Source organism: Erythrobacter sp. S43 (genome assembly GCF_057364955.1).
In genome coordinates this window covers 781,466-796,747 of sequence record NZ_CP200285.1, presented here as the reverse complement: position 1 = coordinate 796,747, position 15,282 = coordinate 781,466, and the positions used below count along the sequence as shown (strand labels likewise).

The 15,282-nt window shown below is 56.1% G+C and carries 10 protein-coding genes; 8 read left to right on the top strand and 2 right to left on the bottom strand.

Annotation, left to right across the window (positions count from 1 at the left end):
• The first annotated feature begins 54 nt into the window (after positions 1 to 54).
• From AC0V6K_RS03875 to AC0V6K_RS03850, 6 genes are read left to right on the top strand one after another with little or no spacing between them, the layout of a single operon-like run.
• Positions 55 to 2,328, top strand: a complete 2,274-nt coding sequence (locus tag AC0V6K_RS03875) for a polysaccharide lyase 6 family protein (protein ID WP_472624977.1) — start codon at positions 55 to 57, stop codon at positions 2,326 to 2,328.
• Positions 2,325 to 4,523 carry an alginate lyase family protein gene (locus AC0V6K_RS03870; RefSeq protein WP_472624975.1) on the top strand — a complete coding sequence of 733 codons (2,199 nt, stop codon included), beginning with the start codon at positions 2,325 to 2,327 and terminating at the stop codon, positions 4,521 to 4,523. The genes AC0V6K_RS03875 and AC0V6K_RS03870 overlap by 4 nt, the downstream gene beginning before the upstream one ends.
• A complete protein-coding gene (locus tag AC0V6K_RS03865) occupies positions 4,523 to 4,885 on the top strand; it encodes a cupin domain-containing protein (RefSeq protein ID WP_472624973.1) in 363 nt (120 codons plus the stop codon). Before AC0V6K_RS03870 ends, AC0V6K_RS03865 begins: the two co-directional genes overlap by 1 nt.
• A 2-nt stretch (positions 4,886 to 4,887) precedes the next feature.
• On the top strand, positions 4,888 to 6,243 hold the full coding sequence (locus AC0V6K_RS03860) for an MFS transporter (RefSeq protein ID WP_472624971.1): 1,356 nt from the start codon (positions 4,888 to 4,890) through the stop codon (positions 6,241 to 6,243).
• Positions 6,244 to 6,255: 12 nt separating this feature from the next.
• Positions 6,256 to 7,008, top strand: coding sequence for an SDR family NAD(P)-dependent oxidoreductase (locus AC0V6K_RS03855; RefSeq protein WP_472624969.1), 753 nt, complete (start codon positions 6,256 to 6,258; stop codon positions 7,006 to 7,008).
• A gap of 33 nt (positions 7,009 to 7,041) precedes the next feature.
• Positions 7,042 to 8,073 (top strand): PfkB family carbohydrate kinase, encoded by a 1,032-nt coding sequence (locus AC0V6K_RS03850; RefSeq protein ID WP_472624967.1) that lies wholly within the window; start codon positions 7,042 to 7,044, stop codon positions 8,071 to 8,073.
• Between the two features lie 342 nt (positions 8,074 to 8,415).
• Here AC0V6K_RS03850 and AC0V6K_RS03845 read toward each other — a convergent pair whose 3' ends face one another.
• Together AC0V6K_RS03845 and AC0V6K_RS03840 are read right to left on the bottom strand one after the other, a co-directional pair.
• Positions 8,416 to 10,251, bottom strand: a complete 1,836-nt coding sequence (locus AC0V6K_RS03845; RefSeq protein ID WP_472624965.1) for an arylsulfatase — start codon at positions 10,249 to 10,251, stop codon at positions 8,416 to 8,418.
• A gap of 7 nt (positions 10,252 to 10,258) precedes the next feature.
• Entirely contained in the window at positions 10,259 to 10,636 is a 378-nt protein-coding gene (locus AC0V6K_RS03840) for a hypothetical protein (protein ID WP_472624963.1), read from the bottom strand.
• A gap of 140 nt (positions 10,637 to 10,776) precedes the next feature.
• Here AC0V6K_RS03840 and AC0V6K_RS03835 point away from each other — a divergent pair, with 140 nt between their 5' ends.
• Positions 10,777 to 12,564, top strand: coding sequence for a long-chain-acyl-CoA synthetase (locus AC0V6K_RS03835; protein ID WP_472624961.1), 1,788 nt, complete (start codon positions 10,777 to 10,779; stop codon positions 12,562 to 12,564).
• An 89-nt stretch (positions 12,565 to 12,653) separates the two neighbouring features.
• Positions 12,654 to 15,212 carry a TonB-dependent receptor gene (locus AC0V6K_RS03830; RefSeq protein WP_472624959.1) on the top strand — a complete coding sequence of 853 codons (2,559 nt, stop codon included), beginning with the start codon at positions 12,654 to 12,656 and terminating at the stop codon, positions 15,210 to 15,212.
• Positions 15,213 to 15,282 lie beyond the last annotated feature (70 nt).

The following is a 15,282-nucleotide window of genomic DNA, read 5'->3' as shown; positions in this document are numbered from 1 at the left end:
AATCGCGCCCTCGTATAGTCCGACTCGAGAGAATGGGACGAGGGGATTATTGGAATGCTCACAAGGCTTAGCCTTGTTGTTGGGATGTGCTCGCTGGGCGCGGTTCCGGCGCTGGCGGAGGATTATCTTGTCCGCACCCAGGGCGAGTATTCCGCGGCTCTGAAGACTGTCGAAGCGGGTGACACCATAATCCTTGCTAATGGTGAATGGCGCGACTTTGAGTTGGTCGTGACGGGTAGCGGCACACCAGACAACCTCATCACTGTTAGATCGGAAGAGGCGGGCAAGGTATTCCTGACCGGACAATCCAGCCTCAGGATTGGTGGTGAGCACATCTTGGTTTCGGGGCTCGTTTTCAAAGACGGCTATAGCCCACGGGGCGAAGTGATTGCGTTTCGCCGTACCAAGCAGGATTTGGCCAAGAATGTGCGTGTCACCGAGATGGTGATCGATAATTTCAGCAAGCCCGATCGCTACGAAAGTGATTACTGGGTCGGCATATACGGCAAGAACAACCGGTTTGATCACAACCATATGGTCGGCAAGACCAACAAAGGCGTGACATTGGCCGTGCGCCTGGACAGCGAAGAAAGCCGTCAAAACGCGCACCGCATAGATCACAACTATTTCGGGCCGCGTCCGGTTCTTGGGTCGAACGGAGGCGAGACACTTCGGATCGGTACTAGCCGCTACTCTATGCACCGCTCCGAAACGATTGTTGAGAACAATGTCTTTGACCGTGCTGATGGTGAAGTCGAGATTATTTCATCCAAGTCCGGCGGCAATGTATTTCGCGGGAACGTCTTCCTGAAATCCCGTGGAACGCTGACATTGCGCCACGGTGACGACAATGTCGTTGAGCGCAATGTCTTCCTGGGTGATGGCAAGGACTACACGGGCGGTATCCGAGTGATCAATCGCGGTCAGATCGTGCGTGAGAACTACATGGAAGGATTGCGCGGAATAGCATTTTCGAGCGCCCTTGCTGTAATGAATGGTGTGCCGAATTCGCCGGTCAATCGCTATGTTGAGGTTGAAGGCGCCAGAATTGAAAACAACACCATCGTCGACAGTCGCCGTGTTGCCTTTAACGTCGGAGCTGATGAGGAGCGGTCAGCCGCTCCAAGCGACACATCCTTCGCTCGAAATCTGCTGGGTGGCCTAGAGGGCGAGTCTTTCCTTGAGGCCTATGACGATATCTCCGGCATCCAGTTCTCGTCGAATATAGTGGGCCAGGGTGAGGTGCAGCCCGTACTGACTGACAAGCTCGAACGGCGCGGCCTTCAGCTCGCACGTGCGGAAAACGGACTCCTCTATCCCGTTGAAGGCTCACACCAATCAGTGGGCGCCCCCCGAGATCTCGAACCCGTTTCTTTGGAACAGGTTGGTGTCACCTGGTATGCCAAACCTGGTGACGGGCAGCTGTTCGGTTCTTCAGGCAAAGTGATCACAGTTTCGCCGGGCGAAGACACGCTCGTTGAAGCAGCGTTAGCGGCAGGGCGAGGCGATGTGCTGCTGCTTTCGTCTGGCGAATACATCGTCAATCGCGCAATTCCACTTGATAAAGCGCTCACCATTCGTGGTGCATTTGAGCAGGGACAAACTCAGCCCAGCATTCTGTTTACTCGGCCAACTCTGATCGAGCTGCGCGACGGCGGTAATCTGCAGTTGGCAAATGTTACGATTGATGGTGCGCTTGCACCGGACTCAGTTGGCAACTCAGCAATCCGGACCACGACGTTTCCAATCAAGTCAAACATGCAGATCGAAATGGACAGCGTCACTGTAAGGGGGCTCGTCGTCAACAAGTCGTTCAATGTGCTGACCCTTGGCAAAAGCACGCTCGCAGACCGCGTATCTATCCGGAATAGTCGGTTCGAAGACATAACCGGGTCAGTGATCTCTGCGGCGGCTGAATCCGAAGACTTTGGCCAGTACAATGTGGAGTACCTCGACATTGTCGATAGCACCTTCACCAATATCGGCGGGCCAATCGCGGACATTTACCGCGGGGGACGCGATGAAAGCACATTTGGGCCAAACGTTCGCATTAGCGGCAATGCGCTTTCCAAGGTGGGTCTCGCTGCGACCAATGGCTCTGGCGCATCGATAAACTTGCATGGCGTGCAGATCGCCAATGTTGCTCGCAATAGGGTCTCCGGCTCTGCGCCCGTGCGCGTAGTCCACACAGTTGGAACACCCGCAACCGAGATTTTGGACAACCAGTTTGAGGATACCCCCGCGCTAAGACTCGAAGAGTTGAACTTCAATGGCGACCACCGAGCCATTCGCTCCGGCAACACCTTTGGCGAAGACCCTTGCCAATGATCCGGATTGCTTTCCTCGCAGCCGCATTAGCGGGCAGTGCTTGCTCTCCAGGTGCTCTCGTGGCTGCACCCCAGACGGTCGGGGCGGCTTCGAACGCAGCTGCCCCGACCGATTTGCCGGCCCTCTATGCTGATGAGCTTGGCCGGGCCACTGTGTTCGTCGATAGGATGATGGCCGAAGGACTGGTCGTGCCCCAGCCAAAGGATCCGGGCGGCGGATACACGCACGAACAGCACAAACGGAATTACAAAGCGATCTATCTCGGCGGGCAGTTGTACCGCGTCACCGGTGACGAGAAGTACCGCAATTACGTGCGCGACATGTTGCTTGAATATGCGGATATGTATCCGCGGTTGGGCGATCATCCGGCCAAAGCAAACCAGAATGTCGGCCGGTTGTTCTGGCAGGTCTTGAACGATGCGATGTGGCTGGTGCACACGGTGCAGGGCTATGGCGATATCCGCGACACTTTGAGCGCAGAGCAGCGCCAGCGAATTGACGACAACGTCTTTCGCCCGGCAGCAGACTTCCTTTCAGTCTATTCCAAGCGGACCTTCAATCGAATTCACAACCACGCCACTTGGGCGACGGCTGGTGTAGGGATGACCGGGTATTTGCTGGGCGATCAGGACATGGTCGATCGGGCTCTGCTGGGCTCGGACAAGGACGGCAAGACCGGCTTCATCCGCCAGACCGAGCTGCTGTTTTCGCCAGACGGATACTACACCGAAGGTCCGTATTATCAGCGTTTTGCGCTTCTGCCGTTTATGGTTTTTGCCGACGCAATCGAGCGCAACGATCCGGCTCGCAAAATCTTCGAGCACCGCGACGGCATCCTGCTCAAAGCGCTGCGGACCACGGTTCAGCTGAGCTATCGCGGGTATTTCTTCCCGTTCAACGATGCGATCCGGGATAAAAGCCTGCGCACTGCAGAGCTCTATGACGGGATCGCTATCGCCTATGCCCAGACCCGTGACCCCTCACTGCTGTCAGTAGCGCAGTTTCAGGGCCGGACTGTGCTGAGCGAAAACGGGATGATGCTCGCGCGCGATCTGGCCGACGGAAAAGCTAAAGGCTTTCCGTTCCGTTCCCTTCTGTTGAGTGATGGCCCGGAGGGCGATGAAGGCGCCGTTGCAGTTCTTCGCCAAGGTCCGGAAAATCCGCACGGTGAGCCCAGCACAGCGCTGATTGCGAAGAACTCCTCACAGGGGATGGGGCATGGCCATTTCGATAAGCTTGCTTGGCAACTCTACGACAATGACAACGAGATTGTGCGCGATTATGGTGCGGCACGCTTCCTCAATATCGAGGCGAAAGAGGGCGGTCGCTATCTTCCCGAGAACGAGACCTGGGCGAAGTCCTCAATCGCGCACAATACCCTAGTTGTTGATGAGAAGAGCCACTTTGACGGCGCTGTTAAAGTGGCCAGCTCAAATTGGCCTGAGCAGCTTTACTTTTCCGACGCCAAAGGCCTGCAAGTGACGAGTGCCCGGATTGATAGTGCCTATCCAGGCGTGATCATCACCCGCACTTTGATCATGCCCTCCATTGAGGGATTAGAGGCCCCGTTGGTCCTTGATCTGGTCCACGCTCAAAGTGAGGCGAAGCATCAATATGATCTGCCATTGCATTACAGCGGACATATCATGGAGCATGACCTTGCAGCCGAGGTAAACACTGCGGCTCGCCCGGTCTTGGGATCCGACAATGGCTACCAACATATCTGGGTTGATGCGGTTGCCACCGAATCTGACGGAAAGGGCGCACTTACGACTATTCTAGATGGTCGCTTTTACACCTATCGGTTTGCTGGAAACGGTCCCCTAGATGTGATCCTTGGCGAAAGTGGTGCCTCGGATCCAAGCTTTAACCTGCGCCGCCAACCATTGATTATTCTACGGGCCGCCAAAGACGGCGACGCTCATTTCGCCAGCTTGCTAGAAGCACATGGCAAATATGATGGCGCTGCGGAGCAAACGGTCGCTAGCCGCAGCCGGGTTGCGGACCTCAGTCACAAGCGCATCGGTCGGTATGATTTGGTCCACCTTGCCCTGAAATCAGGCGAGCGCTTCGCGATTGCGGTTTCACATGATCCCGACGCCGAGAAGCAGCACGAAATCAATGATGGCAATGTCACCTTTGCGTGGAACGGATTTGCAGCGGTGGTCGAACTCGCCGCACGGGAGAGAGAGTAATGGCAACGCTAGCAAAAGCAGAAAGCCCGCCCTTTGTGGTCGCAAAGGAAACACCCAAAGAAAACTTGGGTGACGGCATTACACGTCAGATCCTAGGGTATGGCCCGGAAATTATGATCGTGCGTGTTTGGTTCGAAAAAGGCGCTGTGGGGCAAGTGCATGCTCACCGCCACAGCCAGTCAACCTATGTCGAAAGCGGGTCATTTGAAGTCTTTATCGACGGTCAGAAGCAAGTCCTGAACACCGGCGACAGCTTCTACATCGCGCCGCATCTCGATCATGGAGCGGTGTGTCTTGAGGCAGGTGTGCTGATCGACACATTCAGCCCTCTGCGCGAAGACTTTCTTGGTGAGGAGGCTTGACCATGACCAGAGGTAATCTTCGCTTCTGGGTCGTCGGCCTCGTCGCTCTCGCAACGATCATCAACTATATTGATCGCGGCGCTCTTGGTGTCCTTTGGCCTGACATCAAGGAAGAGTTTGGCTTCACCAACCAAGACTACGCCAACATCGGCACAGTCTTTGTTCTGGCCTACGCCTTCGGCCAAGGCCTCTTCGGGAAGATCTTTGACTGGATCGGTACTCGCGTCGGCTTTGTCCTCTCGATAAGCGTGTGGTCGATTGCAACCGCGCTGCATGCATTCGCAGCGGGCGTCGGTTCCTTCGCTCTTTTCAGAGGTATTTTGGGTGTTGCCGAGGCCGGAAACTGGCCAGGGGCTGCCAAGGCAAATGCCGAGTGGTTTCCGATCAACGAACGCGCTTTGGCTCAGGGCATTTTCAACTCCGGCGCGGCTATCGGTGGCATTGTGTCACCGCCACTGCTGGCGCTGCTTGCGGTATTTATGGGATGGAAAGCGATCTTCATCGTCATCGGCATAGTCGGGCTGCTGTGGCTGATCCCTTGGCTGATAGTCTATAAATCCAAGCCTGAAACGCACCCATGGATTTCGGAGGAAGAGCGCAACTTCATCCTTTCCGGTCAGCGAAGCGCCGGGTCTGAAGAGGAAGAGAACGACTACAATCCTTCGACCGGAGAAATGCTCGGGCGCAAGGAAACATGGGGTGCGATCCTGCCCGCGATGTTCATCGACCCCATCTGGTGGCTGTTTGTATTCTGGATCCCCATCTACTTGATCGACACATTTGGTTTCGATGTGGCCGATATCGGTCTCTACGGCTGGGTTCCGTACGTCGGCGCAATGTTGGGGGCTTGGTTCGGAGGGCTACTGGCGCAGAACCGGCTGAACTCTGGATGGTCAGTGAACAAGACCCGAAAAATGGTCATTACGCTCGGTGCGCTGATCATGCTCCCTGCACTTTTCTCCATGTCGGTCGCATCGACCCCGACGTTGGCGGTGCTCGTAATGGCCGTGATCTTGTTCGGCTTTCAGACATCGATCGGCAACGTCCAAACACTGCCGAGCGACCTCTACAGCAAGAAGGCCGTTGGCTCGCTAGCAGGTTACGCTGGGACTGCTGCCAAATTGGCAGCGGCGGGTCTTGTCTGGCTCGTACCGCGACTGACCGAAGCCGAGAAGTTTAATGAAATGCGGGAAAGCCTTGGACTGACGTTCCTGTCACCGATGGTCGAGAATAGCTACATGCCAGCATTTGCGATTGGCGCTGCTTTGGCGGTGCTGGCGGTCGCAAGCGTTTGGCTTCTCATCCCGAAAATCGAACCATTGAAACCCAAATCGGCCGCTGGCCGCGCTTACACCTAAGGGGAAGAACAAATGAAATTTGCAGGTAAGGTGGCGGTTGTTACCGGTGGAAGCCGAGACATCGGCCGCGCTGTGTGCGTCAAACTCGCAAGCGAAGGCGCGAGCGTTGTTGTTAATTACAACAGCAACGAAGCCGACGCCGATGCGACTGTTGCGGCGGTCCAATCCTCCGGCGGTAAGGCCATCAAGGTGAAGGCAGACGTAACTAAGCCCGCCGAAGTTGACGCCTTGATCGCAGCCACCACCGAAGCATTCGGCGATGAAATCCATGTCTTGGTGAACAATGCCGGCGGTCTGGTTGCGCGCAAAACGCTTGAAGAAATGGACGAAGAATTCTTCAATTTTGTCATGCAACTGAACGCGACGTCCACCTTCCTTGCCTGCAAGGCGGCGGTCCCGCACATGAAAGAGGGCGCGGCAATTGTGAACCTCGCCAGCCTCGCAGGCCGTGATGGCGGCGGCGGCGGAGCGATTGCTTATGCCACCTCTAAAGGTGCCGTTATGACAATGACGCGCGGACTCGCCAAAGAGCTTGGTCCCAAGGGCATTCGTGTGAACGCGCTGTGCCCGGGCATGATCGCTACCGCGTTCCACGACAAGTTCACTCCCGATGCAGCCCGTGAAAATGTTGCCAATGCGACTGCGCTGAAGCGTCAAGGGCGACCTGAAGAAACTGCTGACCTTGTAGCCTATCTTGCCTCGGAAGATTCTTCCTACATCACCGGCGCTAATCTCGACATCAATGGCGGCCTTGCCTTCTCTTGAGGCGGCACAATACGAATACGAAAGCTCCTCCCCATGGCTGAATTTCTTTCTTTTGGTGAAATCATGCTGCGTTTGAATACGCCCGGGCATGAACGCTTTTTTCAGTCGCCTGCATTTGAGGCGACCTTTGGCGGCGGTGAGGCGAACGTTGCGGTTGCGCTCAGCAATTACGGGCTGGATTCAGGCTTCGTCAGCGCGCTGCCGGATAACGATATTGGTGAAAACGCGGTCATGGAGCTGCGCAAGTTCGGCGTCGACACCGCGCATATCAGCCGTTCTGGTGATCGAGTGGGGATCTACTTCCTCGAAACGGGCTCGAACCAGCGACCGTCAAAGGTTGTCTATGACCGCGCAAACTCCTCGATCTGCAACGCGGGAATGGACGAGTTTGACTGGCCGGCGATCTTTGCTGGCGCGAAGTGGCTGCACATCACTGGCATCACCCCTGCGCTCAGCCAGTCGGCAGCTGACCTATCGATGGCCTGTGTCAAAGCGGCGAAGGAAGCGGGCCTGACGGTTTCTTGCGACTTCAACTTCCGCGGCAAGCTTTGGAAATACGGTAAGTCGGCACCAGAGGTAATGCGAGAGCTGGTGAAGTATGTCGATGTCGGCATCGCGAACGAGGAAGACTGCCAGAAATCGCTCGACATCACTGTCGATGTGGACGTCGAAAGCGGGGAGCTCGACACAGCGAAATACGAGGCTCTGGGGCAAAAGGTGCTGGATATCTATCCCGACATGCACACGATCGCGATCACTCTGCGCGAAAGTCTCTCAGCGGATCGCAACAATTGGTCGGCCTGTCTGCGCACGCGTGATGATGGTTTCATGCTTTCCCGCAAATACGAGCTGACTGATATTGTTGACCGAGTAGGCGGCGGAGACAGCTTTGCCTCGGCTCTGATCTATGGCCTCAACGCCTATGAAGACCGCCAGCAGAGTCTGGAGTTCGCCGTTGCGGCCAGCGCGTTGAAACACACGATCATGGGTGACTTCAACCGCGTCACCGTGCCGGAAGTTGAAAAACTGATGAGCGGAGACGGATCGGGCCGCGTGCAGCGGTAGGTCCTGCCCGACAGAGACGAGTTCGCGCAGGACTGCCTCCACCGCCACTTGAGGCTGCTCTCCGCATTACGGGATGAGCTGCAATCTCCAGAAACTAGCGACAATGCGCCTCCAGCCCGTACTGGAAAGAGCTAGATAGGCTGATGGGATTGACGGAGATCGTCCCAAATTCTCTGCCCCTCTAGATCGCAGTACGGAGTGCACGACTTCAAAGCTGTCGTTTGTTGAGATCAGATCCCATTAAGACCAATTCGGTTGACCAAAAATTCGCACCGACATCTTTTGGCTGTTTTCTAGGCCGTTATTCCCTTCACATATTGGAGGTTATCGGCGTCGAGAGACTTACAATGCCCTATTTGCCTTGGTGCTCTTGTAGGCGACATAGAATGGTACGAGCAGCAGGAGTGTCAGCATGAATGCGATGACGGTTTCCCTGCTCTGCAGCAGCGCGTTGAGGACAATTTGTCGCATCTGGCTGTAGCCCTCGGGCACGGGCACCACCTTGTTGTCACGGCGGTATTGTTCATAGTTGGCCAGCATTCGCTGGAACCGCTGCGGCTCCGATGCAGCCAGATCCACGGTTTCGCCGGGGTCACTCACGATATTGAACAAGCGCCATTGGCCATCCCCGACCGGCGGCTGGTTCACGACCATTTTGTAATCGCCCTGAAAGAGCACACCGTGGTTAGTCAATTCATAGCCAACCCATTCATCAGGGCCGTAAGCGCGCTCAGCTGCTCCGGTGATCACCGGTGTAAGGTCGTGCCCAGTGATGGGCAGAACCGGACGTCCGGCATAGCGTTCGGCTGGCTGTGGCACCCCTGTCAGCGACAGAATGGTTGGGGTGATATCAGTCGCCCACGCGAAGGCCTTCGTCAGTCTCTGCTGTGGATCAACTGGTTCACCTGCAATGATGAGAGGAACGCGCATTCCTCCTTCGCCAGCGTAGAATTTGTAATAGGCTAAGGGGCTTGCAGACGCGCTGGCAAAACTCGGACCAATTGTGCTGAAACTGCCTTTCAGTCCCAGAGTGTCATAATCCAAATTGTAGCCGAGATTTGCTGGGCCAAGCCTTTGTGGGAAGCCCCGAGGGTCAGCGGGCCCGCTGGCCTCACTGCCATTGTCGGAAGTTACAATGAAGATTGTGTTCTCGTATTGCCCGGCTTGTTTGAGATGGTCGATCAGGCGACCGATGTGAAAGTCCATCGCCTCGATCATGCCGGCATACACCGCCATGCGTTTGGCTTGGTAACGCCTGTCCTCTTCGCTCAGGGTGTCCCAGTCGTCGGTTGATTCCATACGCACCATTGGCGTGTCGGCTGGCACAATTCCCAAGGCTGCCGCTCGTTCTAACCGTTGCTCGCGTAGATCGTCCCAGCCCGTGTCGTAGACGCCCATGTAACGGTCGATGAATTCCTGCGGAGCCTGCACGGGCGTGTGCACGGCCATGAAGGGGATGTAGGCGAAAAAGGGCTCCCCTTCGCTCGACCCGTTATCGATAAAGTCGATCATGCTATCGACCAGAAAACGCGAGGAATAGAAGTTGTCGGGAAGTGTGGTGCGCTCTCCATCTGCGAACCAGTTGGCTTGGTCGTAGATTGGCAGATAAGGGCGCTGTTCCCAATTGTCCGCGCCTGAATCCATCATGGCGACGGTCCGTTGAAAACCGCGGCGGCTAGGGAGCTTGTGCGGTTCCATACCCAGATGCCACTTGCCAGCCATGTAAGTGTTGTAACCTGCGTCCTCGAGCAAGGTCGCCACGGTCACTACATCATCGCCAAGCACACCTTGGTAATTGGGATGAGCGCGCTGCTCAGGCGCAATCATCTCTGGGATGTTGGGGACACCTGCCAGATGACTGTCGACGCCGGTAAGGAGCATTGCCCTCGAAGGTGCGCAATTGGGACCGGTGTGGTAGTTGGTGAATACCAAACCCTGATCGGCAAGTGCGCTGAGATTGGGAGTGCTTATCTCGCTTCCGTATGGAGCCAGATCGGAGTAGCCGAGGTCGTCAGCGAGAATGAAGACGATATTAGGACGGGACGCGTTTCCTGAAAGCTGCCCAGAACGCGCTTCCTCAGCAACCGCTCGAAATGATCCCCCAAGCGTCCCGGCAATCGCAATGCCAAAGCATAGCGTGGCGATGCCAACAACCCGACTAAAAGCAGAGCGCATCATTGGCTCACTACTCCTGAGGCAGGCGCCGCGAGGCAGCCAGCAAGATGCCCGCCACGACCAGCTCAACCATGATCTGGGGACCGGCCAAGCTGGCATCGTGAATGAGCCAAGCGATGATGCGACCCAACGCAGCTATGCCAAGCAGCATCATGGCCGGATAATACCAGGCACGCCTTTGCGTGATCAGCGCGATAAGCATGCAGCTCCCAAGGGTAAGGAAGAAGCCTGCCATGTCTCCGATCAGCGAAGAGCGGCCTAGCCCTTCGCTCAAATCAAGACCCAGAGTTGCGGCCACATCGCTGGGTCCGACCAGCCAACGAGCCCCTGTGAAGATGAACAGCACTGCTGGCAGCGCCACCAAGACTTTGAGTACTGTATTGACCAATGCCATTCTCCCACTGCGCCACTTCCTGCATCATCAGAATTTGCTCAGTTGCTCCGGCACAAATATGATGGCATAATTAGTGTCATAATGTCGATCAGGTCAATCCGGGACATGATTGTGATCCCGGAGGAGAAGAAGGAATGGCGAAGCCATTGAGGGCATTTTGGCGTGACGCGAAGTTTGGTGTGCGCCTGTTGCGCGTGCTTCGCCTGTTCAGCGATCTCAAGCCAGACGAGGCAAGAACCATTGCCGATGACTTTGAGGATGTGATTGACGCCTATCCCGATAAGGTCGCAATCGTCTTTGAAGGCGAGACAGTCACATATCGGCAGTTTGAAGAGCGGGCCAATCGTGTCGCTAACTGGGCTATCTCTCAGGAACTAAGCGCCGGCGATGTGGTCGCGCTGGATCTGGAAAACTGCCCTGACTTTGCGGCGATCTGGTTTGGTCTCTCCAAAATCGGCGTCGCCACCGCCCTGATTAACACAAATCTTGAGGGTGAGGGCCTCGCGCATTGCATCGGTATTGTGGAGGCAAGGGCGGTGATTGCTGGCGGCACACAGACGGCGCGAGTTAAGGCATGCCTGCCCTCTCTGGAAAGCAAGCCCGTCCTATGGGATCTTGATGGGGGGCATGGTCAGGACCTGTCGCTGGCGCTCAATGGCCAGAAGGCAATCCGCCCCGACCGATCCACCAGGCAGCATCTCAAGGGCAAAGAAACCGCTCTTTTCATCTACACATCTGGCACTACCGGCCTGCCCAAAGCGGCCAAGATCACGCATATGAAGATCAGGGGTACAGGTAGGACCGCCAAGGCGCTCGTTCGGATCAAGCCTGAGGACAGGGTCTACAACACGCTGCCGCTTTATCACATCACAGGCGGTGGCCTGGGGCTGGTCGGGGCGCTTAGCATTGGTGCGACAATCATTCTAAAGCGCAAGTTTTCCGCTTCTGAATTCTGGGATGACATTGTCGACAATGATGCTTCCCTGTTTGTCTATATCGGAGAGCTATGCCGCTACCTTGTAAGTGCGCCTGATCACCCCAAGCAGACCGCTCATTCGCTTCGTGCTGGATTTGGCAATGGGCTTCGCGGTGAGGTTTGGCGACCTTTTGTCGAGCGGTTTCAGGTCCCGACAATGCGCGAGCTTTATGGGTCAACAGAAGGGAATGTGACCTTCCTCAATCTCGACGGCAAAATTGGCGCAATCGGTCAAATGCCCGCTTGGATGGGAGCAAAGATCGGGATGGAACTGGTCAAATTCGACGTGGTTGAGGAACTCCCCATTCGCGGAGCCGACGGGTATTGCATCAGGGCAGATGTAGACGAGCCGGGGGAAGTTCTGGGCAAGATCACTGATGTGGGTCGACAGGACTTTAGCGGTTATCATGACCAGAAGGCGACACAGGCCAAAATCCTCACCGACGTTTTTGAGAAGGGCGATAAGTGGTTCCGCACCGGCGATCTAATCCGCCGCGATGCCGACAATTATCTCTATTTCGTTGACCGGATTGGCGACACGTTCCGCTGGAAGGGGGAGAACGTCGCCACCAATGAAGTGGCAGATGTCATGTCTAAATACCCCGGTGTTGAATTGGCGAATGTTTACGGCGTCGAGGTGCCCGGCTTTGAAGGCAGGGCCGGGATGGCGGCGCTGACGGTGGGGCGTGATTTTTCCATGCGGAGGTTTGCTGACCATCTTCGCGCAGGGCTCCCTGCCTATGCGGTTCCCTTGTTCCTTCGCATCCAGCCCGAAGCAGAGACCACGGGGACCTTCAAATTCCGTAAGGTCGAACTCGTAAAACAAGGCTTTGATCCGGAACAGACCGACGAGCCGCTCTGGTTCCTTGATCCAGCGAGCAGTGAATTTACCGCGATTGATGGAGCGATCTACGCGCAAATTGTGAACGGCGACCGTCGCCTTTGAGGCAGGTGCTTGCTGATTGACTCTCAAATCGACACTATATATGCCAATATATTATGGCACGATAGATGCTGATATATGGGAGAGGTATTGTGGCACGCATTCAGCTGAGCACGCTTTGTCGTAGTGGATCTAAAACGGCAGTGATAGCCGCACTGGGATGGGGCCTCGCCGCCTCTCCGGTAATGGCTCAGGACGAGCAGGGTGACGGTGCTCAAGCGCTCGAAGCTGATGACAGCGTCATTATCGTGACAGCAACCCGCCGCGCGCAGGATGTGCAGGACATTCCCATAGCGGTGACAGCTGTTGGTACCGCTCAGCTCGAAGCGCAGGCGGTTGACGATGTAACCGACCTTGGCAGTGTTGCGCCCAGCTTCAACGTTTCGCGCGCGCAGGCTGCCTCAAACGGCGTGGTGCTGCGTATTCGCGGCGTCGGTACAACATCGAACAATATCGGTTTTGAAAGCGCGGTGGGCGTTTTCATCGACGGGGCCTATCAGTCCCGTCCCGGCGTGGCCTTGTCTGAATTTGTCGACGTGGAGCGTGTCGAGGTCCTGCGCGGCCCACAAGGAACGCTGTTTGGCCGCAACACCTCGGCAGGCGCGCTCAACGTCATCTATCGTCGCCCCGATCTTGGTGAGTTCGGCGGATTTGTGAACGCAAGCTACGGCAATTTTGACCAGATCAGCCTGCAAGGCGCGATCAATGTCCCTGTGGTCGAGGATTCTGTCGCTCTGCGGCTGACGGGTGCGTACCGTGAGCGTGACGGTTTCATCACTGCGGTTGATGCAAACGGTGCGGAGAATGGCAAGACTAATGATGTCGACCGCTATTTGGTGCGCGGCCAAATCGGCTTCGCTACAGATAGTGGTATCGAAGGCCGCTTGATCGCCGATTATTCGAAAGACACCAGTTCGTGCTGCGGCGCGATCGAGCTGTTGCAGTCTCCCATTGAGACAGCAGGACTGTTCAACTTCGTTGGCTTGGGACCACGTGGCGGCATGGCATCGCCAACGGTCGCAACCATTGCCACTGACAACACGACTGCGCGGCAAGCTCTCGACAACCGGGTTGTTTCATTGAGCCGCACCCCCAGTGCGGATGTCGAGAACTGGGGTGTCACCGGCGAGATCGAAGTGCCGATCAGCAGCAATGTCGATCTGATCTACATCGGTTCTTATCGCGAGTATGAAGCGAACGAGGCGTTCGATTCCGACTTCTCCGCGCTCGATGTTTTCAATGTCGTCAGGAATACAACGACCATCGATACGATGACGCATGAACTGCGTCTTCAGGGCGATGCCTTTGGCGGTCGTCTCGACTGGCTTGTGGGCGCGTTCTACTCTGACGAAGACATTTTGGGCGACAGCATTTTGGCGTTGGGCCAGGATTATGATGCGCTTGTGGGCGCTACATTGTTTGGCCCAACCGGCGGCATGTTTGGCGCCAATCCTTTGCGCGCTTTGTCCGGCGGCTTCGATCCGGGCGCCGCGATCTCAAACAATCAGTTTGGGCAATCGGCTGAGAGTTTCTCTGTCTTCACGCACAATGTTTTTTCCGTCACGGATCGGCTCGATCTCACCCTAGGCCTTCGCTATTCCGATGAAAGCAAAGACGGTTTCTTCGCGCAGCCATCCAACACCAATCCGGTCTGCACCTCGCTCGCAGCGCGGGCAGCAGTAGGGGCGATTCCACCTGCATTGGTCGGCCCGGTCATCGGTCTGGGGTGCTTTCCGCTTACAGCGCCTGCGAACCTGCCGCAGTCGGTGGCCTTGCCACTGCCGCGGACATTCACGGCCAACTTTGACGATGATGAACTGATCTACACCGCCAAGCTTGGGTACGAGTTCGACACCGTCAACGTCTATGCCAGCTTCACGCACGGATATAAATCGGGCGGTATCAACCTTGACGCAACGGCTGGCGTGAATGCCTCTGATCCGACATTCGAGTCAGAAGAAGTCGATGCATATGAAGTGGGTTTGAAGGGGCGCTTCCTTGATGGTGGCATCACCGCCAACCTTGCTATTTTCTATGAAGAATTCAGCAATTTTCAGGTGCTCGAGTTCACAGGAACCCAGTTTCAGAGCTTCAATGTGCCGAAAGCCAAGAGCACTGGTTTTGAATTGGAATCGGTATTGCGCCCAACCGACGGGCTTACGATCAATACGTCGCTGGCCTACACAGATGCGCGTTATCCTGCCGATTGTGCGACGGCGGCCGATGCGCTTTCAGTTCAGAACCTTTGCGGATTCTCGCTTACCAACGCGCCTGATATCGTCGCGATTGTGGGGGCGAATTATGAAGTGCCGCTCTCAGACACGCTCGATTTCTTCGTGAACGGTCAGGTCCGCACAGTCAGCGACAGTCGGACGTCAACGCAAGGACGCGCGACGCCTCCCAACGCGGCGGCCCTTGGTCAAACACCGCTTCTGCCTTTTGATGTTCAGGACGGTTACACCACTGTGAACCTCCGTGCGGGCCTTAAGCATGCCGAAACCGGATGGGCGATTGAAGCTTGGGCGACCAATCTGACTGATGAAACCGCACGCGGCGTAACTTTTAACACCGCGCTTCGCAGCGGCTCGCGGTCAGCTTTCATTGCGCAAGAACCGCGCATGTACGGCGTTACCCTGAGGGGTGAATTTTGACCTTATCTCCACTCCGGTCAAAATGGGAGGGGCGGCAGCATGTGGCCGCCCCTTCTTCGTTTTCACTAAG

Excerpts from the sequence above, each read along its gene's own strand:
- AC0V6K_RS03845 (WP_472624965.1), bottom strand. The coding sequence starts at position 10,251 with ATGATGCGCTCTGCTTTTAGTCGGGTTGTTGGCATCGCCACGCTATGC.
- AC0V6K_RS03835 (WP_472624961.1), top strand. The coding sequence starts at position 10,777 with ATGGCGAAGCCATTGAGGGCATTTTGGCGTGACGCGAAGTTTGGTGTG.
- AC0V6K_RS03865 (WP_472624973.1), top strand. The coding sequence starts at position 4,523 with ATGGCAACGCTAGCAAAAGCAGAAAGCCCGCCCTTTGTGGTCGCAAAG.
- AC0V6K_RS03850 (WP_472624967.1), top strand. The coding sequence starts at position 7,042 with ATGGCTGAATTTCTTTCTTTTGGTGAAATCATGCTGCGTTTGAATACG.
- AC0V6K_RS03855 (WP_472624969.1), top strand. The coding sequence starts at position 6,256 with ATGAAATTTGCAGGTAAGGTGGCGGTTGTTACCGGTGGAAGCCGAGAC.
- AC0V6K_RS03860 (WP_472624971.1), top strand. The coding sequence starts at position 4,888 with ATGACCAGAGGTAATCTTCGCTTCTGGGTCGTCGGCCTCGTCGCTCTC.
- AC0V6K_RS03875 (WP_472624977.1), top strand. The coding sequence starts at position 55 with ATGCTCACAAGGCTTAGCCTTGTTGTTGGGATGTGCTCGCTGGGCGCG.
- AC0V6K_RS03870 (WP_472624975.1), top strand. The coding sequence starts at position 2,325 with ATGATCCGGATTGCTTTCCTCGCAGCCGCATTAGCGGGCAGTGCTTGC.